Here is a 24,417-nt window from a genome sequence, read left to right as displayed (position 1 = left end):
CAGTCAACTACATTTTTATAATTTTAAGAAAACTCATGAATTTTATTAAAAATACTGGGAAAAGCACTTTATTCCTTTAAAATTTTAGTGGATTGCCATTTATGAAAGTGCTACCATTAAAAAACCAGTATACTGTATACTAAATCATGGAGGCGCGGGATGAAAAAAATCAATAAGACGGTCAGGCTTTCCGATCAGGCGTATGACATCATCAAAGAATCCATTTTGACGGGCGAGCTGGCTGCCGGGGACACACTGCCGGAAGAAAGGTATGCCACCCAGCTGGGCATCAGCCGCACCCCTTTCAGGGACACGCTGGCGAGGCTCGCAGCAGAGGGACTCGTCATCCAAAAGTCCGGTGCACCTGCGGTGGTTGCAGAATTCACCAAGGAAATGTCACTGGAATATATGGAACTCCGGTACGTCCTGGAAGTTTATAACCTGGAGAAGGTGCTGCCGAAAGTGGATGAGGAAATCATCTACAGTTTAAGGGAAAATGTGGATCAGCAGAAGGATGCAATCAGCCGTAACAGTTATTCGGATTTTATGGCACGTGACAGGGAGTTCCATTCCATCTTCATCGATTTGAATAACAACAGTGAGTTGCAGAAAGTAGCTCACAAATACAACAATGATGTGAGCCGGGCATTCTTGCTGCTTTCTAGTACAGTGCCTACTAGTGCCACCGAGGCATTGGAGGAGCATTGTGAAATCCTTAATGCAATTGAACAGAAGGACTATGTCGGGGCGAAAAACAAATTGCTCATACATTTAAGTAAAGTTGAACAGCGGTTCATGAGATATTACGAAAATCAGGACTAAGGGGCGCATGTTATGAATTGGCAATCTGAAAAACAGCTTGAAGCACTCATCAAATTGTTGGTGAGCTGGGACAGTCGATCAAGTACTAAAGGGGAAATCAACTTTCCACACAAACTTAAAAACGAACTGAGGGCAAAACTCGGTACGTCTGAAAATTTGAATGTCGATCTGATAGACAGCGGTTTATCCAGAAATGCTCTGGCGGCTTCATACCTCAAGGAAGGCAATGAAAGTACGGTCATTCTGATCAGTCATTTTGACACCGTCCACACTGAAGAGTTCGGAAAAAACGAACATCTGGCCTTTGATGTGGATGCACTAACTGAATACTACAAAGAGAACGCCGGTAATTTCAAGGCCGATATCCAAGACGATATCGCATCCGGTGATTATTTGTTCGGGCGGGGCATAATGGATATGAAAATGGGCCTCGCACTTCACTTGAACATACTTGATAAAGCGATGCATGAATCATGGCCAGTCAACATCATCGTTCTCACCGTCCCGGATGAAGAAGTGGATTCTTCAGGCATGCGCAGTGCAGTCCGGTATTTGAACGATTTCAGGGAAAAGCACCGGTTGAACTACAGTCTCATCCTGAACAGTGAGCCGAGCTTCAACTTGCATCCGGATGACGATCAATATTATATTTATACGGGATCCATCGGCAAAATCATGCCGGCGACCCTCTTCTATGGTGTGGAGACGCATGCGGGGGAGCCGTTGAAAGGGTTGAATGCATTGTATATGAGTGCCTACCTGACCAAAAATCTGGAGTTTTCCGATGTCTTCGAGGAAACAGATATGGGTGAGAAGACACCTCCCCCGCTCACGTTGAAGACCCTCGACTTGAAGAATGACTATTCAACACAGACGACCAATCATGTCGCTAATATATCGAATGTCTTTACATTACGCCAACAGGCTGATGAAATATTTGATAAATATAATGCACTGGTCGATCAGTCGATGAAGGAGCTTCAGACTGATTATGAACGGATGGCCGAAGCGAATGCCGTCAGCCGGCCGTATAAAGTCAGGACAATGTCATATACCGATCTACATGACTATGCGGTCCGTAAAGCCGGTAAATCCAGAGTGAAGGAAATCATCGCGTTCTATACAGAGAACGAATTCATTGATGACCGGATCAGGAGTACTATGATCATTGATGATTTAATGGAGGAATGCCGGGAGCTCGCCCCGGCAGCCATCAATTACTTTGCACCACCCTACTATCCGCCCGTCAATAACACAGATGATGAGCTGATCCGCCACATCACCGCCCATACTAAAAAAGAGCTGAACGAAAAAAATATCGATGTCACCGTGATCAATTATTTCAACGGTATCTCCGATTTGAGCTATGTCACATATCAGGGGAATGAGGAGAGCTGGAAAGCTTACGAAGCTAACACACCTGTATGGGGAGAGACGTACACAATACCATTCAAGGAGATGGAGCTTCTGGATACCCCGTTCATCAATATCGGTCCTTTCGGCAAAGACCCGCATAAACTGACTGAACGGATACACAAGGCGAGTGCCTTCAATGTCACACCAGCCATACTCCAAAATGTAATACTGAAGTTTTTCGGCTAATGCATATGAAAAAGCTGATCAGGCTTGACCTGATCAGCTTTTTTTATTCGTCCAATAATTTTTCTACAGCGCCGAGCATAGCTTTCGCGCCCGCTTCAATATCCTCATCCGAGGAGAACTCCGCCGGGTTGTGGCTGATGCCGTCCTTGCTCGGGATGAAGATCATGCCGGCATTCATCCTGCGGGACAACGGGTTCGCATCGTGGTTCGCCCCGCTTGTCAGCACCTCATATGAAAGGCCGTTCTCCTCACATGACTCACGGATGTAAGCCATGATCTTCTCCGACATGTGCGCCGGTGCTTTCGCCGGGTTCTGGACGATGTCCACTTTGAAGTTCTCTTCTGCATACTGCTTGAACTGATTGATGATCTCCTTCAGCGTGTCCATGTCGTCGCCGCGAAGGTCGATGGAGAACTCGACTTTCCCCGGGATGACGTTCGGGGATGATGGATAGACCTGGAGTGTTCCGACCGTGCCGACGTTCGGTGCGCCGTAGGATTTCACGATGCGCTCGAATTCAGTGAGGATCTTTGCCGTATTCATCAGCGCATCATTCCGTTCCTCCATGCTGATGGTGCCCGCATGCCCCGCTTCACCGTGGACGGTTACATTCATACGGTTCAGGCTTGCAATCGAGTTCACGATGCCAATGTTCTTACCACTAGTCTCGAGGTTCTTCCCCTGCTCGATATGCAGTTCCAAATAGTCGGTATAGTCCTCGTAGCCGATGGACTCATCGACCGTGGCTGCAGTCCTGTTGATGCCGGCAAGCCACTCCTCGAAACGGTCCGTGCGTTCGAGCAGGTCCGTGAAAACACTGCTGCCGATGAGGCCGACTTCCTCTGCTCGGAAGGCGACGACGGTGACAGGTTTCTTGAGGGGCACTTTATTGTCAATCAGCGTTGCCGCCACTTCGAGCGCCGTGATGACCCCGAGTGCACCGTCGAATTTACCGCCGTTGTTCACCGTGTCGAGATGCGAACCGATGAGGATGCCTTTCCCCTCTTCCGGACCGAGCGTGCCGAAGCTGTTGCCGAAGGCATCCTGATGAGTGCGGAGACCGAGTTCCCTGCACTTTTTGATGAACCAGCGGTGCGCCTCATCCTCGAAATCCGAGAACGCCGGGCGCGTCATCCCCTCCCCTTCGTCCGTCACTTCATTCAGCTCATCCAGCATGCCGATCAGCCTTTTCAAATCAATTTCCATGAAAATTCCCCTTCCCTTGTGATGATTGCGTTGTAATCGCTTTAAAGCTGTGAAATTCTGGAATCTACTTTGACAAGCCGGGTGGAAGTATGTTTAAAATGATACTTGTGTGGTATTTTTCACAATACCTTTTCCTCAAATCCTCTGAAAGCTCCCAACCCTCATTCACCACAACACTTTAAATATTCTTGAAAATCAATTATAACAAATTAATTAGGAGATGATCATTTTTGAGTTCCGGACAAAAAGATGCGATTAAAATAGGATTTGCCTATGTCGGGGTCGTGCTTGGCGCAGGATTCTCGACGGGACAGGAAATCCTTCAATTTTTCACTAACTTTGGCATGATGAGTTTTGCGACGGTGATTCTATCCGCGCTCGTCATAATGTTCATAGGCAGACAGGCAGCCAAACTCGGGCACAGGATGGAGGCGGAATCGCACCTTGAACCCATCAAACTGTTATTCGGGGACAGGCTCGGCACTGTAGTGGATTATATTTTAATATTCTTTTTATATGGCGTAATGATCATTATGCTTGCAGGCGGCGGTTCTGCATTCGAAGAAAGCTTCGGGGTGCCGGCATGGCTCGGTTCACTTCTCATGGCAATCGCTGTACTGATCACTTTAACAATGAACTTCAATAAAATTTTAACGACGCTCGGTGCGGTGACGCCGGCGCTGATCATCATCGTAATGGTGATCGCAGCCTACAGTATGTTCAACCCGTCCATGCCGCTGGCTGAAACCGCACAATATACAGACATAGAAAAGACGCCGACGGGCATATGGTGGCTTGAGGCCATCACATACAGCGGCATCGTGCTCGCGATGGCATTCAGCATATTGTCCATCGTCGGATCACAGTCCACAATGAAGGTCGCAAAACGCGGCGGACTGTATGGCGGAATCATTTTACTTATACTGATGCTGCTGATGAACGGCGGGCTTCTGGCGAAGATCGATGTCACGTCAACTGCAGATCTGCCGACTTTGATACTCGCAGCAGAGATCCATCCGTTACTGTCATTGGCGCTCACGATTGTGATGCTCCTCATCATTTATAATACGGCAGTGGGCATGTTGTACCCGTTCCTGTCCAGGTTCTGGACGCCGTATACGAGGAAGTACAAGATCGCACTGGTCACAAGTGTCACCGTGGGTTATTTCCTGAGCCTGGTCGGTTTCGTCGACCTTGTGAACTTCTTCTACCCGATACTCGGCTACCTCGGCATCGCGATTGCCGTGCTGCTGACCGCACTCTGGGTGAAGAGCAAAGTGCAGGGTGGTCTCGACATCAAGCCGCAGGTCAAGGTCAAAGGACCTAAACGGATATAATATAATAGTAGATTTTGAGGATTTGAGGGTGGCCACCAGACCGAGGGTTTTGGTGGCTTTTTTCTATGCGCGGCGGAGGCAGTGTACGTCACGGGCGGCCGATCGCTGGAGTGATGGTTTTTATTCCACTGTTTCAATATAAAGGTGAAGGGGAATACATTAACTGATATATGTTATTGATAATGGAGGCTGAATATATGGGCAGAATAGAATCGTTTACTACTGAACGGGTTTTGATGGACAGGATCGGGCAATTGAAGTCGGATGGCCTGGCGGAGGACCGGATGACGGTCATTTCGAATTATGAGCTTGATGGTTTAAGGTCAAGATACAGCGGCATCGGCCACAGGACGACGGATACGGATCCGTGGGATAAGATCGTGTCATGGTTCCAGGGCGACGATGCCGAGGATCAGGTGATGGACCGGCTGGAGCTGACGGACCGTGAAAAGGAGAAGTACCGGAATCATCTGGAGGCCGGGCGTATGCTCCTCTACATCGATTATGATGAGCGTTCGTTCTACCGGCTCACGGAGAGTGATGATACGTATGATTATGATGATCCGGAGCGGCCGCGCCGTCCGGTGAAGCTCGGCCACACTGTGGAAAATGATGTTGAGGGCAAAACGCGGGTGCCGGGCAGTGATGAAGAGGCGCTCCAGCTTCGGAAGGAAGAGCTCGTGGTCGATAAGGAGTCGCGCCAGGTCGGCGAAGTCGTCGTGGATAAGTATACGGATTCGGAGGTTCAGGAGTTCGATGTGCCTGTCGACCGTGAGGAAGTGACGGTCGAGCGCCGGAAGATCGAGGGCGAGCCCTTGTTTGAGGAGTACAGCTATGATGATACCGACGATGATGAAGGCACCATCCGCATCCCTATCACGAAAGAGCGCATCAAGATTGTGAAGGAGCATGTGGTGACAGAGGAAGTCATCATCCGGAAGCGGATCGTGACGGAGAATAAGCATATCTCTGAAGTCGTGCATCGTGAAAACATCGATATCACTGAAAAACGCAATCCGGGTGAGGTTTCTAGTGACCTGGATAAGCGGTTGTAGATTTGAATTGGAGTGTGTGGGGATGTGCCCTTCGCGCTCCTTTTTAATTTGTGGCTGAAATTCGAAAATTGGTGGGTGCGGGCAGTGCCGGCCGTCATTTCAGGAATGATTCTGTTAAAATGAAATTATTGAAAATAGACTGCAGGAGGACGACATGGGTAAAATCGAATCATTTCCAAGTGAGGCACTGTTGATAGAAAGAATCGAGAAGCACCTGTCGGAAGGTGTGGCCGAGGAGCGGATGACCGTCATCGCCAATACCGACTTGAAGAAAGTGAGATCCGAGTACCCAGGCATCCGGAATGAATCGAAGGATATCGGCCCGTGGGAGAAATTTCTTTCGATCATGGCTGTCAAAAGCCGGGAGGAAAAGGAACTGGATAAGCTCGATGATCTGACCGAACATGAGAAATATGTATACCGGAAGGCGCTGGAGGATAATGAAGCGGTGCTGTATATCGGGGAATGATGAATAGGGGCTCCTTCGGGGAGCCCTGTTTTTGTGTGCGGGGGAGTTTGAAGGTATGTGGCTGTTTAGTTAGCCTTGGAATTACATGTTAACTGAACACTTGAGGGGCGTTACTGTTCAGTTAGTTTTGAAATCGCATGTTAACTGAACACTTGAGGGGCGTTACTGTTTAGTTAGACTTGGAATCGCATGCTAAGTGAACACTTGAGGGGCGTTACTATTTAGTTAGACTTGGAATCGCATGCTAAGTAAACACCCGAAGGCTGATGCTGCTCATTCGTGAGGATATCGGATATCTAGACCTGAGTAAGCAGAATTTTGGTTTCCCTGCTCATTCGTGATGATATTCAGGGCTGAGTGAGCAGGATTTTACTTTTTCTGCTCATTCGCGATGATATTCAGGACTGAATAAGCAGGATTTTGTTTTCTCTGCTCATTCGCGGTGATTTCAGTCCTTGAGTGAGCAGGCTTTTATATTTCAATGACCATGCCGGTTTCGGCGAGGCTGACGTTTTTGAGTCCTGCGGATTTTGCGGTCTGAAGCAGCTCCTCTATATCCCCGTAATGTGGGAGATGGGAGAGGATGGTTCTTTTCGCTTGTGACTCCTCGGCAAGGAGGGCCGCTTCTTCTGCGTTCATATGACCGAGCCGTTTCGCATCCTCCCCTTCGTAGTGGCTGCATTCGGTGATGAGGACGTCGGCGTTTTCTGCGAATTTGGCAAGGCTTTTCTTATAGCTTGTATCCGCGGTGTAGACGAGTGTTTTACCTTCGTCGTCAACGATTTTCATGGCGTATGTCTCCACCGGGTGCGTGTTCTTATGGAATGTGATGGTGAATGGACCGACGTTGAAGGTGCTGTTTTTATTGTAGGCATGGAATTTATTGAAGTTCGTGTCATCCACCTGCCTCGCGATATCGTTGTCCGCGGGGCCATAAATGTGAAGGCGTTCGTCAGCCTGGTCGATATACGTGCCGATCATGCGGCCGAACATGAAGGCGCCGAGGTCGACGGAATGGTCATAATGGTAATGCGACAGGAAGAGGTGGTTCAGCTCATTCAGTTCGATATAGTTCTGAACATGCGCGGCCACCCCGCTGCCCGCATCCAGCAGTATGGCGAAACCGTCCTTCTCGACGAGGTAACCGGATGTGGGTTCGTTCTTTTTCGGGAAACCGCCCCACATGCCGACGATGGTACATTTCATTGAAGACACTCCTCTACTCATAATGATTGATGTAAATTCATCATATCATGGTATCATTAAGGGATCGAAGTTTTTTATTCTAATAGGTTTGGACGCGGCGGTGAAGTGTGACGATTATTTTAAAACGGAGTGTTGAACATGCAGGTGACTGAGAATTTCATCCGTTATTTACATACGGATACCATATATAAAAGAGGCAGGATGTACTATGTGGAGGGCCGGGTGAAGCACCTTACGCATGATGCCAAGACGGATACATGGCGGGCGCAGGTGACGGGCAGCCGGACGTACAATACGCGCATCGTAATCCACAGTTCGTATGTGAGGAACCACTGCGACTGCCCGGCGTATGCGGGTCACAATAAATGCAAGCATACATGCGCGACGCTGTTTGCGGTGTCTGTGGCGCAGCACCGGGCGGCCCATCCCGAAACGCCGCCCCGCCCTGTTATGAGTGCAGAGACGAACGGGCCGAAGTACACCCATGCTGATAACCTGATGCGGTTTTTGGGCGGCATCCGGACAGAGGCACCGGAGGGCTCCGGTAGTAAGGGGCTGCTTAAGGTGGAATTCACGCTCAGGACGTATATGCCGGGGTACTATTTCCGGCTGAAGGAGACGTTCAATATACAGATGCGGGTCGGTGAGGAAAGGTTGTATGTGGTGAAGGACATCCGCGATTTCCTGCATGCCATCACCAATAACAATGCCCTGATGTTCGGGAAGAACTTCACCTTCGATCCGGAAATTCATCACTTTTCCCCGGAAGACCAAGCGGTGATCGATAAACTGCTTGAAATCAGAAAGACTGAAATCTTCTATGAAAACAGTGCCGACTATACCCCTGCGCGCAAAAAGGGAAAAGAGATGCTGATTCCTGCGAATATGGCGGATGACTTGATCATGAAGCTCCAGCATGTCGACTGCAAGTTCGAAAACGAGGACTTTAAATACGGGCAGCTGAAGGTTGATGACGGCGATTTGCCGTTCACGTTCGCCCTGGACGGCGGGGAGGATGACCACTACCTGTTGAAGATCGCGGATCATTCGGCGGGTTTTCACTATGATGCCTACAGCTGGTATGTGTCGGACGGGACAATGTATAAATTGACTGAAGCCCAGAACCGGGCACTGAAGCCCTTCACCGAATATCTGGAGGAAGGCATGTCGCCGGATATCCCGATATCATCCGAGCAGATCGGTGATTTCATCTCGGGCACCCTGCCGAAACTGAAGGCGATCAGCAACGTCAGGTTATCGGAAAGCATCTCTGAAAACGTGGCGGACCCGGAACTGGAACCGCGTGTGTATGTGGACGGGACGGACTACAGCCTTGAAGTGCGGCTTGAGTATCATTATGATGCTGTCATCATCAACCCTTTCGCGGGTACGGTGGAAAACCATGATCCCGACGATAAAATACTGATCCGCGACTCCGAACAGGAAGACCGCATTATGGCGATACTCGAAAACTCCGGGCTCAAAGTGAGCGACGGCAGGCTGTATACGGATTATGACGATGAACTGTTCGAATTCCTGCATGAGACACTGCCGGTGCTGGAGGGGCTTGCCGAGATCTTTATCGCACCTGCCGTGAAATCCATGATACTGCCTGAAGCGCCGAAAGGCTCGGTCGAGGTGAACGCACCCGGCGGGAACTTCCTTGAAGTGAACTTCAATCTGGAAGGCATCAGTGCCGATGACATCACGGCGGTGCTTGAGGCGGTCAATGAGAAAAGGAAATATGTCCGTCTGCCGGGCGGCTCCTTTGTGTCCCTTGAGGATGAAAGCCTTGAGGAAGTGGCAGAAGTCCACCGTTCAATCAAGGATAAATCGACTGTGGATGACGACGGCATGATGACGCTGCCGCTCTACCACGGCATGTTCGTGGAAAACCAGATGGCGGACCTTCAGTTCAATACGCCCGAATTCGGGAAGAATTTCAGGAACTTCATCGAAGCGGTGAAGCGGCCGGAGGAACAGCAGCTTTCGGTGCCTTCGGGGCTGCAGGCGGACCTCAGGGATTATCAGGAGACCGGCTTCAAATGGATGAAATCATTGTCACGGTACGGCCTCGGCGGCATTTTGGCCGATGACATGGGGCTCGGGAAGACCGTCCAGTGCATCGCCTACATCATGTCGGAGATTGATGAGGATGTTGGTGAGGATGTGCCCTTCCTGATCGTTGCGCCCGCGTCGCTTGTCTACAACTGGCGGAATGAGTTCCAAAAGTTTGCGCCCGGCTTGAATGTGGCGGTTGCTGCGGGGACGAAGCTTGAGCGCCGGGAAGTGCTTGAAGGCGATGTGCCGGATGTGTATATCACTTCATATCATACATTGCGTCAGGATTTGGAGTGGTATGCGGAGCGCACGTTCCATACGCTGATTTTAGATGAAGCCCAGGCCATCAAGAACTATCAGACCAAGATTTCAAAAGCGGTCAGGCAAATCCAGGCGCCGAAGCGTTTTGCGCTCTCCGGCACGCCTGTCGAGAATTCGATGGATGAACTGTGGGCCGTGTTCCAGTCGGTGATGCCGGGGTTTTTATTCGACCAGAAGACGTTCCGGGCACAGGAACCGGAGACAATTGCGCGGCTGGTGAAGCCCTTTATTCTAAGAAGGTTGAAGGAAGATGTGCTCACCGAACTGCCGGACAGGATCGAGAGCATCCATTATTCCGAGATGAATAAGGAGCAGAAGAAGCTGTATCTTGCGTATCTGAACAGGATTCAGGCGGAGGCGGCGGATGCTCTGGCGACGGAGGGGCTGCAGAAGGGCCGGCTGAAGATTTTGGCGGGGCTTACACGGCTGAGGCAGCTGTGCTGCCACCCTTCCCTGTTTGTGGATGATTATACGGGGGATTCGGGCAAGCTAGAAGCGCTGCGTGAAATCATCGAAAATGCGCGGGAGAACGGGCAGCGGATGCTGATCTTCTCGCAGTTCCCGAGCATGCTTCGGATCATCCGTGAGAAATTGGAGGCTGCCGGACGGAGCAGCTATTATCTGGACGGGCAGACGCCGGGTGCCGAGCGTGTGCGTCTGGTCGAGGCGTTCAATGAAGGTGCTGAGGATATATTTTTGATTTCGCTGAAGGCCGGCGGTACGGGGCTGAACCTGACTGGTGCCGATACGGTTGTGCTGTATGATTTGTGGTGGAACCCGGCGATCGAGGAGCAGGCCATCGGGCGCGCGCACCGCATGGGACAGAAGAATGTGGTGCAGGTCATCCGGATGATCGCCCAGGGTACGATCGAGGAGAAGATCAACGAGATGCAGCAGGAGAAGAAGGAAATGATCGACAGCATCATCCAGCCAGGTGAGGCTAAATTGTCCTCCATGTCTGAAGAGGATATCCGGGAGATACTGTCGATATAGGTGGTTGAGGGGTGCCTATCGGCCGAACCGGCTCTCATTTGGCTGATGGGGACGGTCTATCGATCAAACTAGCTCTCGTTTGGCCGATGGGGGCGTTCTATCGGCCGAACCAGCGTTCACTTGGCCGATGGGGGCCGTTTATCGGCCGAACCGACGCTCACTTGGTCGATAGAGGTCGTCTATCGGCCGAACCCGCTCTCATTTGACTGATGGGAGCAATCTATCGGTCGAACCAGCGCTCACTTGGTCGATGGCGGTTGTCTATCGCTCAGTCAGCTTTCCTAGTGAGCGATAGACGGGTTCTATCACTCAATTAGCATTCCCAGTGAGTGATGGGCGGCTTCTATCACTCAATCAGTATTCCCAGTGAGCGATGGGCGGGTTCTACCGCTCAGTCAGAGTTCTCAGTGAGCGATGGGCAGGTTCTACCGCTCAGTCAGAGTTCTCAGTGAGCGATGGGCAGGTTCTACCGCTCAGTCAGCGTTCTCAGTGAGCGATGGAGTTAATATAAATTGAAAGAAACTCAAAAAAGTTCCGGGACTCAGTTTGAAGTCCCGGAACTTTTTATTTTCATCTTTTTTAGCGGGCACCGCCGCCTGAAGCGGCGGCTGAGGAGTTGGAGGATTGGAAGCCGCCCTGGCCGAGCCCTTTCGACCAGGAATCGGATGCGAGGTGTGGGCCGTAGTAATAATACATCATGCCCCGGTGCATCGCGATGTTGTCGTCCGGGGTGAGTTTTGAGAGGTGCTTCCGCACCTCGTCGCCCTCCCCGACGAGCACACTCCAGATCATGTGCGACCGGTACATGTGGTCATCCTGGTAAATGCGGGTGTAATCGGTCTTCAGGTAGTTCTTGTACTGTGCGAGCTGGTCGATCAGCGCTTCACCCTTTTCCGTCGGTGCATCAATCGAAACTGGTATACCCCACACTTTATCTTCTGTAAAAGTGAAATAGCCGTTTGCTTCCAGCCAGCGTTTCGAGTAGTCCTCGAGCTCATCTGCGAGCGTGCTGACTTCCTTCGCATGCTTCTTCGACCATTTCCTAAGCTGCTTTTCATCGATATAACCACCCTCATCCGCTGCATCAATCAACATACGCCAAAGCAATGCGTCATAACCGGTGTCGAGGTCTTCATCATCGAGATGTTCGACCGTCTCCTTGAATGTGTAGGAATATCGCTGCTTCAATGCAGCATGGTCATGGATGATGATTTCCGGCTTGCCCTTGGAGAGTTTCTCACCCTGCCGTCGGTGGATTTCAATCGTTATCCTGCCCTCATCCGTCCACTTCATCAGGTAGGCCTGGAAGATTTCTTCGAAGTAGCTCATCCCCTGGTGCATCAGTACATATGAGATGCCCGCATAATCATCTACAGACGGTGGCGTCCCTGTTTCGAGACCTTTATTCCGCCGTTTGATGGTGGGTTTTGAATCCACATGGCCACCTTTTGCCTGCCTGCTGGAATACTGGGTGAAAAAGATGAGGACAGCTGCGATCACCGCACCGATGCCGCCGACGATTGCAGCAATCCAGCCGGCACCGAGGCTGCCGTCGTCATAAATCGAGCCGTCCATCGCTGCGGCCGCTTCCTCTTCCAGAGTCCCGTCGCCGGTGACATCGGTGTTGTATGTGCCTTGTGGGAAGTGCATCAGCAGCACAACATCATTGCCGCTGGTGAGCGTATCCGCGGCCGTCCAGCGGATTGCGTCACCGACCGACACGATATCCCCCTCGAAACCGAAGCCCCAGAAGCGGATCGCCTCATTATCGAGCGGAACGTCGGAAGTCACTTCCATTACGAAACTCTCCGTTGGGATGCCGGTGAACGTATCAAAATTCCAATATAGTGACTGGCCGTCCTCGAGGTTGCGCACAACGTTCTCCAAAGTATAATTCACGACATACGTCTGCTCGCCGTACTCGCCGATGCCCCATACAAGCTCCGTACCCTCATCCGTATCAAGCACGCCGTAACGTCCCGCCTTCTCTTCAAGCTCTGCGTCCGTGTCCCAGTCCGGCTCCTCCGTGAACCCCTCGACTGAGAAGTCGGAGACCTCCACTTCCCCCATGTCCGAATCGTTGAATACGATATAATTCTCGGTGCCCTCAGACATATCCGCCTGCCGCGTCTCCGTCACGGTCACAGAACCGTCCTCATTGATCACCACATCCATCTGCATGCTGGTGATTTCGTTCGCCTGCACGTCCAAACTGAGCATCAAAAACGCTGCGACAGTGACCATCATCCCCAAAATTTGTTTCATCATTCTTCCCCTTTCATGAGGCATCTCTTTGGTTTACATTTTACCATGAAGTGGGATATATATAGAAAGAGAGTTACAAAAAAATTAAGATAATTTAAAAGAAAAGGTGTAATGTAAAGAGACTATAAAAGATTTCTGGATATCGGGGAAGTGATAAATGATGAAAACAGTCGATGATTACATGAACCTCAACTATAAACTGAGCGTCAGCCCAAGGATAGATTTTGACGGCACGAAATATTATGTTGCGATGTATGAAGAATTGAAAGGTCTGGAAGGCGTAGGCGGGGATAAAATAGAAGCTGTTGAGGACTTGGAGATCGGAAAAGAAATCTGGTTGCAAACTATGTTGGAAAATGGAGAGGAGATACCTTTGCCTAAAAATCATTAAAAAACAAACTATAAAATAATTTAAATCTCTGCAGGTGGAAGACTGCAGAGATTTTCTCTTTTATCGAGCTTCAATTTGGACTTATATGGAAACTCAGCCTTACTTCTATCCTTTATCATTTGCGTCTTCCAACATGTCTCCAAACGACTCATATGACTTTGAGGCCCGTGCTTCTTCAATAAGGTTGTCAACAGCCACTGCCATCATTGCTTTTCTCTCTGCAAATTTCCTCTTCAACTCCTCACCATGATAACCTTCACCGATGAGATCTGAGAGTATCTCTTCAGAAAAATCCTCGAACATTGATTCTGGTATTTCTCCTGCCATGAAGTTCATCCCCTTTTAGCATTTAAAGTTCTATAAAGTAATTTTACAATAATTATTAAATGACTTAAAGCTCTAGCATGACAACTTGAAAATATGGTGTCTCATTAAATGCATACTGATAAAGGGTATAACTTAACAGAGAGGTGATTAAAATGAAGGTCTATAAATATAAAGAATTGAAAAAAGAAAATCAAAAAAGACGCCACATAGCTCTCAAAGCCGCCCGTAAAGTCGACCCTGATTTTTATATCGGCAAAAGAAAGTTTGATGTTCCAAGAAAGACCGAAGGTAAACAGGAAATCTTAGATAGATTGGACAACGAGGAAAATGAACTCCTCCCCTAAACAAGTCAACAAGGATTCGGACAAAATAAATATTTAGAATCACTTGAAATCGTAATCAATTATTACTAATTAAATAACCCTCTAAAATTTGTGTTTTAGAGGGTTATTCAGTCTTGTTATAGAATTTAGCTCCTATATCTATCAATACGCCAACAGTTTCCCGGGTTCCTCAAGCAGCCGCTTCAACTCATTCATCGCTTCTTGTGCCATGACGCCGTCTATCACCCTGTGGTCATAGCTGAGTGACAAAGCCATCCTCGGCTGGATTTCAATCTCGTCATCATCTGTTGCGATGACTTTTTTCTCGATTCTTCCTATTCCGAGTATCGAGGATTGCGGTGGGTTGATGATTGGGGTGAAGAAGGACCCCTGCGCCGATCCCACATTTGAAATCGTTGCAGTACCATCAGTCATATCTTCGAGAGTGATACTACCGTTTCTTGCTTTTTTCGCAAGCTCCTGAACTTTCTTTGCCACTTTAAATAATGACTGCTGGTCAGTGTCTTTAATCACCGGTACAAGCAAACCCTCATCAGTATCTGCTGCAAAACCTATATGATATTGATTTTTCAATATGATTTCTTCGTTTTTCTCATCGAAAGATGCATTTAAATATGGATATTCCCTGAGTACATTCGTGAATGCTTTAATGACGAATGACATATATGTCAGCTTTACGCCTTCTGAATCAAAATCTTTTTTCAGAATCTCCCTGAGCTCGACCAGTTTGCTCACATTTGCTTCATCAAAATGGGTTACATGTGGAATGGAACTCTTGGAATGTGTCATCGTATTCGCAACCATTTTCCTGATACCGGTCAATGGTATGCGCCGGATTCCATCTTCTGCTTCAGTTGAAACTTGATGTTTTGTTTCCTCTTCCTCTTTCGTATCATGAGCAGTTTCCGAAGACCCGCTTTCTTCAGCAAACCTTCTTATATCCTCTTCCGTCACTTTTCCATCATCTCTGGAGGGTGTTACTTCTTTCCAGTCCACATCAAGTTCCCTGGCAATCTTCTTGACCCTGGGTGTTGCTCTATTTTCAGTCACAGGCTTGCTCTGCTGTTTGCTTGCTTCCTTTTCTTCGCCGCCGCTGTCCGCTTCATTCGACTCGGACTGTTGTCCGCCTTCATCCAGAACTGCGAGAACTTCTCCGACCTTGACCGTATCCCCGCGATTTTTATTAATTTTATTAATCGTTCCAGATTCCGGTGCATGCACTTCCGTCACGGCTTTTTCAGTTTGAACTTCAACGATTGTTTCGCCCTTTTCCACCGCATCTCCTTCTGAAACATGCCAGAAAGTGATCAGGCTTTCATCCAGTTTCTCAGATTGGCGGGGTAATGTAATTTCTAAAGTCACGATGATGTCCTCCTTGTTATTGATCCCTCAGCTCAAGCGCTGCCTTAACAATTTTATCCGCCGTCGGTATGATGAACTGCTCCATCGGTCTGCTGTAAGGAATCGGCACATCCGGCAAAGCGAGTCTTTTGACCGGTGCTTCCAAATCGAATAAACCTTCTTCTGCAACGATTGCTGCAATTTCTGCAGATACACCGAACGATTTGTAGTCCTCATCAACGATCATTATACGGCCGGTCTTTTTGAGAGAATTTAAAATCGTTTCCTTATCCAGCGGGACAATCGAGCGGAGGTCAATCAGTTCTGCATCCACACCCTGTTCTTCCAGCTCTTTGACGGCCTGCATGCCGTAGTGGGTGGTCATCTGCATACCGACGATTGTCATATCGCTGCCTTCTTTTACGATATTTGCTTTCCCCAAGGGCACTGTATATGCTTCTTCAGGAACATGGCCTTGCGAAGTATCCAACTGCTCCATCCAGCCGAGGCCCTGCAGCGTTTTATGGAACATGAAGACCACCGGATTATCATCCCGTATGGCAGAAATCATCATGCCTTTCAGATCATAAGGCGTCGTCGGTGCGACCACCTTCATCCCGGGCATGTGGCCGAATGTCGCATAAAGCGTCTGGGAATGCTGTGCCGCATCATTATAGCCGCCACCCACAGCAGTCATCAGCACCATCGGCACCTTCACATTTCCTCCTGACATATATGGAATCTTCGCCATCTGGTTATAAATCTGATCCATCGCAACGCCGAAGAAATCGACGAACATCAGCTCCGCAATCGGCCGCATACCTTCAGTTGCTGCGCCCACTGCCGCACCAATCAAAGCTGTTTCTGAAATCGGTGTATCCATGATGCGTTCTGGACCGAATTCTTCAAGCAACCCTTCCGTTGAGCCGAATATACCTCCGTATGCACCGATATCCTCCCCGAGCACAAATACTTCCTCATTATTTTCCATTTCCTGACGAATGCCTTCCGCCATCGCTTTGTTACCTGTCAATAAACGTTTTTTAACTTCCTGCATAATTAATGCCGCCCCTTTTTAATGATTTTTAAACGAATACATCTTCCAAAGCTTCTGACTCATCAGGATATTCGCTGTCTCTTGCAAATTGATAAGCTGCATCCACTTCCTCGCGTACTTTTCCCTCTATTTCTTCAAGCTCATTTTCGCTGACATCATATTCTTTGATGATCATATCACGATAAATGTTGACTTGGTCTTTGGCTCTGAGCTCCTTCACTTCATCTTCCGGCCGGTATTGTTCAGCATCCCCCTGGAAATGGCCGAGGTAACGGTATGTCTCGATTTCGATGATGGAAGGTCCTTCCCCTTTACGTCCGCGTTCCACAGCCTGTTTGGAAACGCGGTACATTTCCATCAGGTTGTTCCCTTCCACATAATGACCTTCAATGCCGTATGCACCTGCCCTCAAGTCGTTTGATGGCACGGCGGTGGAGTTGTCCCTTGGTACGGAAATGCCGTACTTATTGTTCTCAACCACAACTATGACAGGCAGGTCCCAAAGTGCCGCCAGGTTTAAGGATTCATGGAAGGAGCCCTGGTTCGCAGCGCCCTCACCAATGTAAGCCACTGCAACGGAGTCCTTCCCTCTTTTCTTCGCGGCAAGTGCTGCACCGACTGCATGCGGCATACCAGCACCGACGATTCCACTGCATGAAAAATGAACATCCGGGTCAAATAAATGCATATGCCCGCCCTTCCCCTTGCTGAGGCCGGTCTTCTTACCAAAGATTTCTGCAGTCATACGCTTCAGATCCACACCCTTTGCGATGGCATGATGATGCGGACGATGCGGTGAAGTGACAATATCGTCCTGTCTCAAATGCACACTGATACCCACCGCAGCCGGTTCCTGTCCGGTGGATAAATGCATTTCACCGGGCACCGTCCCCGCCCCGATGTTAAACACAGGTTGCTTCCCTTCCATATAAACCTCTTCCAGCTTGTCCTCGTAATAGCGAATTTTGTACATGTGCTCATACATCCAGCGCAGCTCTTCGTTGGAAATTGACATCATTACTCCCCCTTGTAATATTCAGTCGCTTAAAGCATTTAAAGCCAGTTTATAAAAGCGCTTACAATTATACTTTATCAATGAAAGAATATTCAGACAAGAGGAATGTCTCGAATATAAGATATTATCGGATACCCACATTTAAAATAAAAAGAACCCTGGATTTTAAGTTCCAGGGTTCAATCTAAATCATTTATTTCTCTGTCGGTTTTCTTCTCTTCACAAGGAAGCCAAGACCGAGTGCTGCAAGGATTGTAGCGAAAATCGTGGTGCTCTGTTCCGCCACTCCTGTGTTCGGCAGCATTTCAGATTCTGATTCCTTCTGCTTTTCAGGATCAGCCTGCTCTGTCGCTTCAGCTTGCTCGTCTGCCTTATCTGCTGCAACCGTCTCTTCTTCCGTGTCTACAGACGGATATTCCTCTGCTGTTTCTGTCTCGGTTTTTACAACTGAATGCTCTTTTGCATCATCCGCGGATTCTTCCCCGGTTACAATGACTTTATTCCCTGAAGCCGCTGTTTCAGAAGTGACCGCTTCAGTTTCAGCAACATTACCGGAGGCATCAGTTTCATTTTCAGAAACGCTTCCCTCGCCTGCATCCGCATCTCCGGAAACAGGTGCCACAGTCGTGTTATCTTCGCCTTCAACACCGTAGACGACCGCATACTGGCTGAAATCCGCGACTTCAAATACCGCGTAGCCGCCCTCGACCGTGAACTCGACCGCTTCAAGCGTCTCACCGATATCGCCCAGGTAGTAGACGTTGGAAACGAAACCGTTCGCCGGCAGGTAGACCGTGACCGGATTTTCAAGGCTGTAGAGCGAACCGTCCTCATCGAGGATCTGGATGTCGTACAGATCATGATCCGCATCAATCGCATCGGACGGATTGAGCACAGCCACAACTGCGGATTTGCCTTCAAGCTCATCCGTTGCGCTGACGATCCTCACACCCGTTGCCGGATCTTCAAGGGTCGAATAAACTTCTTCAACTTCAGTGATATCCTCTTCCGGCGTCACGTCACCTTCGTCAGTTCCGACGTCCGGTGTGTCTGCATCGGAGGTTTCATCTGTTGCTTGTTCTTCTGATTCAGTGTCTGTTTCCTCAGGATTTTCTACGGAATCCTCAGAGCCATCTTCTAGATCCTCTTCAGGCAGTTCCGGCTCTTCAGGTTCAGTTGGTTCTTCCGGAGTTTCTGGCTGCTGAGGTTCTGTTGGTTCTTCTTCAGGCTGTTCAGAATCATCTTCTACTGGTTCATCTTCGTCAACTTCGTCGGAATCTTGGTCAGAGTCCTCTTCTTCTTGTTCATCTGAGTCATCTTCAATATCTTCTTCACGTGCATCTTCATCAGATTCTGTCGGCTCGTCTTCCGGCTCGTCAGAGTCATCTTCTACTGGTGTCTCGTCATCACCTTCAGTGTCCCCGGCTTCTTCATCAGAACCTTCATCTGTATCATCTTCTTCCGGTTCAGTTGGCTCTTCCGGATCTATCGGTTCTTCAGGCTCTTGATCGGGATCCTCGGAATCTTGATCGGAGTCCTCGTCTTCTTGTTCGTCGGACTCATCTTCTGTATCTTCCCCAGGTTCTTCGTCATCTGAACCATCTTCTACAGGTTCATCTACATCATCTTCGTCGGAATCTTGATCAGAGTCCTCATCTTCCTGTTCATCCGGATCGTCTTGAGTATCTTCAGATTCGTCATCAGAACCGTCGTCTGTGTCATCTTCTTCTGGCTCAGTCGGCTCTTCAGGCTCTGTAGGCTCTTCAGGAAGTTCCGGTTCTTCAGGTTCGTCCGGCTCCGGTATAAAGTCCGAAATCACCAGGTCGCCTTCATGCATCCAACCGAGAGCGATGCCGTCCTCCGTCTGAAGCAGGTAGTAGTCATCATAGTTGTATGTCGCGAGTCTGTTGACGTGGAACGTCTGACCAACCAGGTTGCTCGCATCCGATGTTCTTACATCAGTGACGCTTGCATACAGACCTCTGTTGTTTTCATCAACTTGTGCCAGTACATCAGTTGTGCCTTCTTCAATCGGCATGACGATGCTTGGTGTAGTGCGGTGATAATACATATCGTCATAACGCTGGCCGATCAGGTCGATGACATCATCATACTCGTAGCCGAATCGGGCAAAGTATTCATACGGATCCGGGGAATTTGTTCCACCTAGATGTTCCGACACAGCAACGTGGGACCACAGCGTGCCTTCTCCCGTTTCTTCTGCACTGATTACAGGGAGCTTGTATTTATACAGCAGATTTGCGATGTAATCTGCATAGTTGTTGATGGAGCGTGCAAAGTCATGGGCGTTATCATGACGTACCAGCTCCACATGCATATGAATTTGGTTGGAGACAGGGCCGCCGCCGTACACCAGATAATCTGTATCAGCTATCTGGATGATATTATCTGCATCCACAAAAGCATGGACAAATGCATTCTCCCAGTTACGTGACATATAACTGATTTCACCGTGAATCGTCGAATTGTCGTTACCTACATCGTGGAGCACGACACCTTCCGGTTTACCTACCCTGCCATTTTCAGGCTCCCAACCGTAATTGGAATGGTAAGCATATTGCGGCAGATGTTCTAAGATGTTGTATTGTATCGGAGCAACCTCAAAGTTATTCGCAGCGATATATGCATTGATGTCATCAATCGCGTGGGAGAGTGACATCGTGCTCATCGTGCTTGCTGAAAAAACTTCCGATGTTTCAGCTTCAATGCCATAATCTTCAGCAATCGCGGCAGTCAGCTCATTCATCGTCTCTTCGTCGACCTTGATGTCATCTGCATTCTCTTCTAAAAATGCTGAACGTTCCTCATCGGAAAGGCCCTCAAGTTCCTGTTGCACGGAGTCGGAATCATATGCGTATGTAGACTCCTCAGGTTCTGTCTCTTCAGCTGCAGATTCATTTTCTGCCACAACATCTTCTTCAGAAGCGGTATCTTCAGAAACGACTTCTTCCTCGACTTCATTCAACTCTTCAGCTTCTTCTGCCGGTTCAGAAATTTCCTGCTCTTCCTCATCTGCTTCAGCAGCTATATCTTCAACTGCTTCTTCAGCTTGTACATCTGCCGGTTCTTCAACTTCAGTCTCTTCTACTGATTCATCTTCAGCAGGTTCCTCATCGAGGACTTCTTCGTCAATGTCATCTTCTTCATCTTCCTGTTCTGCTTCCTCTTCAGATACAGAAGTCTCTTCTGCGGTTTCCTCTTGAGTTTCAGCTGTTTCGATTTCTTCAGTGACTGCTTCATTGTCTTCTGATTCTTCAACCTCTTCCTCAGGAGCTTCTGATTCTTCTACTTCAACTGCAGAATCTTCATCTTCTGTCTCTTCTTCAGTTTCCTCTTGTGCTTCTTCCTCAACAGCTTCCTGATCTTCTGCGGTTTCTTCAGAAGCTGCTTCCTCATTCTCCCCAGCTTCCTCTTCAGCTTCAGGATCTTCTTCGACAGCTTCTTCTTCCTGAACTTCAGGTGCTTCGTCCGCTTCTTCATCGTCTGCGGCCTCTTCTTCAACATCACCTTCAGTTTCCGGGTCTTCTTCTGCATTTTCAACTTCGTCTTCTATGTCTTCTTCAGATTCTTCTTCATCAGTTGCTTCGTCTTCGCCGTCTTTCTCATCTTCCGGAGGTTCTGTTTCGTCTTCTTCATCGATGAAATCCAGTTCTGTATCCGGTGTTTCATCCGCTGAGTATTCTTCCGTGTTCTGGGTTGAATATTGTTCATCCTGCTCGATTTCTTCTGCATTCACCACAATCGTCGATGCAAGGAGTCCCGTCGAAACGAGTGTCGGAACGATTAAACGATTTTTGTATTTCATAGTTGACCTCCATTAAAAATTTATCCAGTTTCATTGTAGTAGTTTTGAATAGAAAATTGTTGGAATTTACTAAATTTAATCTGATTGTAATATTTAATGGAGATGCACATGTTTAATCTGTTCTATAATGTATATATGGTTAATAAGGGCACTTTTTAAAGGAGGTTTTCCGGTGAGTACTAGAGGCATATTGAACCTGAGCCTTATACTGTTGCTGATTGCAGCTGTGGGTCTCTTCATCATGTACTTCTACGTTCCTGTATTCCAGACGGCAGGTTCTCTGGTCTCAATTTCTTTAGGTGTGGTCGTCATACTAATTATGCTGATATTGAACAATTGGAAAAGAAGTTGAATAATTCAACAATAAAAAAAGATGCTGCATATTGACTTTAATATGCAACATCCTTTTTAATTTTTGATGATTTCCTCACCGATTTCCTGTATGACTTCATCCACTGGGCGCTTCGAAAATTTAAGGCCGAGCATGACGTGGTCGACACCCATCTCTTCCAGTTCCTGAAGATAACTTTTCAAATAATTGATGCCGGTCCTGAAACCGAGGTGGATCTGCTGGGGCTTGTAATCCGGATCTTCATGGAGGTCCAAGGACAGCGACTGGATGAACGGCTTATGGACCTCACTCCCCTGCCGCCACCTGCCGATGAATATTTCCTGCATATCACGGGCCCTCGGATAGGTCATCCAGCCGTCGCCGTTCTCCGCAATCCATTCATGCGTCTGGCTGCTGCTCCCCGTGACGAACACCGGTATGTCATAGAGTGCCGGCTTCGGCAGCATGTCCCCGGTCCATATATTCACGTGTTCCGTAGAAATCCTCGGCTCATCATCATGCCACAGCCGTTTGATGACATGGAACGTCTCCCTAAAGATCTCCGCACGCCTCGATTTATCCACCCTGTATGCATCGAACTCGATCGGCCGGTCACCCGTGGCGAGCCCGAGCAAAAGCCGCTCGCCTGAAATCCTGTCGAGTGATGCCGCAGACTTCGCAATATCGATCGGATGCCGGAACGTCGTGATGATGCTCCCCATGCCGAGCGCAATCTCCTCCGTATGTGCCGCAATATAACTCTGAAAAATCCACGGGTCGTACATCTGCCCGGCATCGCCGAAATTGACCGTATCATTCAGCGGGATGTCGCGCGCCCAGAGTGCTGCGAATCCCATCTCCTCGGCGAGCTTTGCCCGCTCGACCTGGGTTGCGAGATCCATCTTTGGCACACTCTTCCTGTAATCTTCGAGCGGAAAAGAAAGGCCGAGCGTCATCTTCCCACGTTTAAGCACTTTATTGAACCCATGATGTTTTTTGAATTTATGCATGCAAGACCTCCTTGGGGAAATAAAAACCGGTGGATGATGATCCCCACCGGATGTACGTTTAATGTCCTTCCTTTGCTGCGACCATGGATGTGATTTTCTCATCATTGAATATCTTCCGGGCGTTCTCCTGCATTGCCTCGGCCTGCACTTCGCCGAATTCGCTCCTTATGATATCGAGTGCTGCGGGCATTCGGAACGGGCGGCTCTCTGCGTGATGGGCATCACTCGCCACCACGTGGATCAGGTTTTCCTCGATCATTTTAAGGCCTGTCCTTTGGAGTTCCGGGCCGAAATCGCCGGTGATGGAACCTGCGGTTACCTGTGTGACGATGCCCTTTTGGACAAGCGGGTGCAGTATCGCCGGGTCCTCTGCGATCGGCCTGCAGCGCTCCGGATGGGCGATGATCGGCCTGTAGCCGTTATCCATCAGCTCATCCAGCACCGTTTCATAGTACGGCGGCAGCGCATCGAACGGCAGCTCAATCAGTATATAGTCCGTATCGTTCAAAGTCGTGCTGAGCCCGTCGCGCAGTTCTTCCATGATATGTTCATTGATGCGGATCTCCTGTCCGTGATGGACGTTGATGTTGATGTCTTCCTCTTCAATGATTTCGTGAAGTGTTTCGATTTTAGAAAATACTTTGCCCTTCGGGGTGTAATGGAAGCCTGCATGGTGGTGCGGGGTATCATGACATCCGTGATCCCCTGCCCTTCCGCCTGTTTGAGCAGGTCGCGCGCTTCCGTCTTTGAAGTGGGGCCGTCATCAGTGTTGATCAACAGATGGTTATGAATATCGATCATTAAATTCAGCTCCAATTTATTTTTTGACTCTCCTCCATGCTACCATGAAAGGTGAAATATTTCCTACGGCACCCCTTCAATATAGTATATATTCTGTATAATAATTCAAAATTTAGAGATAACTATGTTAAAATGGGAATTGTGTATTTCAAAAATGGAGGTCTTTATATGTGGCATGTGAAAAAGTACGATGAATTGGAACTTGATGAACTGGAGGAAATCCTGAGCTTGAGGCAGGATACTTTTATTCTGGAACAGGAAAGTTTCTTCCGGGACATAGACGGCAGGGACCAGGATGCACTGCACGTCTTCAAGAAAGAGGACAGCACCATCAAAGCATACTGCAGGATGGAAGACGAGGATGACCATACATACATCAGCCGTGTAATCGTCAATCCGGCATACAGGGGCCAGGGCTTCGGCAGGGAGATCTTCCGCTACGGCACGGAACTCGCCAAGGAAAGGCACCCGGGCAAAATTGTGCGCATAACAGCCATGTCCTACCTGCTCGATTTCTATAAGTCATTCGACTATGAACCCATCTCCGAAGAATACGACATCGCAGGACACAATCACATCGACATGGAACTCACTCCGTAAAATGAAAATAACAAGAACCGATGAAGTGAATTGTTG

The 24,417-nt window shown here is 48.7% G+C and carries 19 protein-coding genes and 1 pseudogene; 10 read left to right on the top strand and 10 right to left on the bottom strand.

The window, feature by feature from the left end; genetic code table 11:
- Window positions 1–159: 159 nt before the first annotated feature.
- Window positions 160–822: a GntR family transcriptional regulator gene (locus LPW40_RS12110; RefSeq protein ID WP_230822512.1), complete on the top strand. Its 663-nt coding sequence runs from the start codon at window positions 160–162 to the stop codon at window positions 820–822.
- Window positions 823–834: 12 nt separating this feature from the next.
- A complete protein-coding gene (locus tag LPW40_RS12105; RefSeq protein ID WP_230822511.1) occupies window positions 835–2,424 on the top strand; it encodes a M20/M25/M40 family metallo-hydrolase in 1,590 nt (529 codons plus the stop codon).
- Between the two features lie 43 nt (window positions 2,425–2,467).
- Here LPW40_RS12105 and LPW40_RS12100 read toward each other — a convergent pair whose 3' ends face one another.
- Complete coding sequence (locus LPW40_RS12100) at window positions 2,468–3,631, bottom strand: M20 family metallo-hydrolase (RefSeq protein ID WP_230822510.1); 1,164 nt, start codon at window positions 3,629–3,631, stop codon at window positions 2,468–2,470.
- A 230-nt stretch (window positions 3,632–3,861) separates the two neighbouring features.
- On the opposite strand from LPW40_RS12100, the gene LPW40_RS12095 reads away from it, so the two are divergent.
- From LPW40_RS12095 to LPW40_RS12085, 3 genes are all read left to right on the top strand, one after another.
- Window positions 3,862–4,968 carry a YkvI family membrane protein gene (locus LPW40_RS12095; RefSeq protein ID WP_230822509.1) on the top strand — a complete coding sequence of 369 codons (1,107 nt, stop codon included), beginning with the start codon at window positions 3,862–3,864 and terminating at the stop codon, window positions 4,966–4,968.
- Between the two features lie 197 nt (window positions 4,969–5,165).
- Entirely contained in the window at window positions 5,166–6,023 is an 858-nt protein-coding gene (locus tag LPW40_RS12090) for a YsnF/AvaK domain-containing protein (RefSeq protein ID WP_230822508.1), read from the top strand.
- A 154-nt stretch (window positions 6,024–6,177) separates the two neighbouring features.
- On the top strand, window positions 6,178–6,492 hold the full coding sequence (locus LPW40_RS12085) for a hypothetical protein (RefSeq protein WP_230822507.1): 315 nt from the start codon (window positions 6,178–6,180) through the stop codon (window positions 6,490–6,492).
- A 471-nt stretch (window positions 6,493–6,963) separates the two neighbouring features.
- Here the strand turns inward: LPW40_RS12085 and LPW40_RS12080 are convergent, their stop codons facing one another.
- Window positions 6,964–7,698, bottom strand: a complete 735-nt coding sequence (locus tag LPW40_RS12080; protein ID WP_230822506.1) for an MBL fold metallo-hydrolase — start codon at window positions 7,696–7,698, stop codon at window positions 6,964–6,966.
- Window positions 7,699–7,836: 138 nt separating this feature from the next.
- Between LPW40_RS12080 and LPW40_RS12075 the strand changes: the two genes are divergently transcribed.
- The gene (locus LPW40_RS12075; RefSeq protein ID WP_230822505.1) at window positions 7,837–11,073 is read left to right on the top strand and encodes a DEAD/DEAH box helicase; all 3,237 of its coding nucleotides are present in this window, start codon (window positions 7,837–7,839) and stop codon (window positions 11,071–11,073) included.
- A 579-nt stretch (window positions 11,074–11,652) separates the two neighbouring features.
- On the opposite strand, the gene LPW40_RS12070 is transcribed toward LPW40_RS12075, so the two are convergent.
- Complete coding sequence (locus LPW40_RS12070) at window positions 11,653–13,338, bottom strand: DUF2207 domain-containing protein (RefSeq protein WP_230822504.1); 1,686 nt, start codon at window positions 13,336–13,338, stop codon at window positions 11,653–11,655.
- Window positions 13,339–13,495: 157 nt separating this feature from the next.
- Here LPW40_RS12070 and LPW40_RS12065 point away from each other — a divergent pair, with 157 nt between their 5' ends.
- Entirely contained in the window at window positions 13,496–13,729 is a 234-nt protein-coding gene (locus LPW40_RS12065) for a type II toxin-antitoxin system HicB family antitoxin (protein WP_230822503.1), read from the top strand.
- 105 nt (window positions 13,730–13,834) lie between these two features.
- Here LPW40_RS12065 and LPW40_RS12060 read toward each other — a convergent pair whose 3' ends face one another.
- Window positions 13,835–14,056: a hypothetical protein gene (locus LPW40_RS12060; protein WP_230822502.1), complete on the bottom strand. Its 222-nt coding sequence runs from the start codon at window positions 14,054–14,056 to the stop codon at window positions 13,835–13,837.
- Between the two features lie 152 nt (window positions 14,057–14,208).
- Here LPW40_RS12060 and LPW40_RS12055 point away from each other — a divergent pair, with 152 nt between their 5' ends.
- Entirely contained in the window at window positions 14,209–14,400 is a 192-nt protein-coding gene (locus LPW40_RS12055) for a hypothetical protein (protein ID WP_230822501.1), read from the top strand.
- 141 nt (window positions 14,401–14,541) lie between these two features.
- On the opposite strand, the gene LPW40_RS12050 is transcribed toward LPW40_RS12055, so the two are convergent.
- From LPW40_RS12050 to LPW40_RS12035, 4 genes are all read right to left on the bottom strand, one after another.
- A complete protein-coding gene (locus LPW40_RS12050; protein ID WP_230822500.1) occupies window positions 14,542–15,762 on the bottom strand; it encodes a dihydrolipoamide acetyltransferase family protein in 1,221 nt (406 codons plus the stop codon).
- A gap of 16 nt (window positions 15,763–15,778) precedes the next feature.
- The gene (locus tag LPW40_RS12045) at window positions 15,779–16,798 is read right to left on the bottom strand and encodes an alpha-ketoacid dehydrogenase subunit beta (protein ID WP_230822499.1); all 1,020 of its coding nucleotides are present in this window, start codon (window positions 16,796–16,798) and stop codon (window positions 15,779–15,781) included.
- A 28-nt stretch (window positions 16,799–16,826) separates the two neighbouring features.
- Window positions 16,827–17,813, bottom strand: a complete 987-nt coding sequence (locus LPW40_RS12040) for a thiamine pyrophosphate-dependent dehydrogenase E1 component subunit alpha (protein WP_230822498.1) — start codon at window positions 17,811–17,813, stop codon at window positions 16,827–16,829.
- A gap of 193 nt (window positions 17,814–18,006) precedes the next feature.
- The gene (locus LPW40_RS12035; protein ID WP_230822497.1) at window positions 18,007–21,639 is read right to left on the bottom strand and encodes an LPXTG cell wall anchor domain-containing protein; all 3,633 of its coding nucleotides are present in this window, start codon (window positions 21,637–21,639) and stop codon (window positions 18,007–18,009) included.
- A 172-nt stretch (window positions 21,640–21,811) separates the two neighbouring features.
- Here LPW40_RS12035 and LPW40_RS12030 point away from each other — a divergent pair, with 172 nt between their 5' ends.
- Window positions 21,812–21,991, top strand: coding sequence for a hypothetical protein (locus tag LPW40_RS12030; RefSeq protein ID WP_230822496.1), 180 nt, complete (start codon window positions 21,812–21,814; stop codon window positions 21,989–21,991).
- A 56-nt stretch (window positions 21,992–22,047) separates the two neighbouring features.
- Here LPW40_RS12030 and LPW40_RS12025 read toward each other — a convergent pair whose 3' ends face one another.
- Together LPW40_RS12025 and LPW40_RS12020 are read right to left on the bottom strand one after the other, a co-directional pair.
- Window positions 22,048–22,980 (bottom strand): LLM class oxidoreductase, encoded by a 933-nt coding sequence (locus tag LPW40_RS12025; protein ID WP_230822495.1) that lies wholly within the window; start codon window positions 22,978–22,980, stop codon window positions 22,048–22,050.
- A gap of 58 nt (window positions 22,981–23,038) precedes the next feature.
- Window positions 23,039–23,781 (bottom strand): annotated as a pseudogene (locus LPW40_RS12020) (tyrosine-protein phosphatase).
- A 168-nt stretch (window positions 23,782–23,949) separates the two neighbouring features.
- Between LPW40_RS12020 and LPW40_RS12015 the strand changes: the two are divergent.
- A complete protein-coding gene (locus LPW40_RS12015) occupies window positions 23,950–24,381 on the top strand; it encodes a GNAT family N-acetyltransferase (protein WP_230822494.1) in 432 nt (143 codons plus the stop codon).
- The last annotated feature ends 36 nt before the right edge of the window (window positions 24,382–24,417 follow it).

This window comes from Salinicoccus halitifaciens (assembly GCF_021026095.1).
Lineage (GTDB): Bacteria > Bacillota > Bacilli > Staphylococcales > Salinicoccaceae > Lacicoccus > Lacicoccus halitifaciens.
The sequence above is the reverse complement of the archived record's forward strand: the minus strand, read 5'-3'. Positions and strand labels throughout refer to the sequence as shown.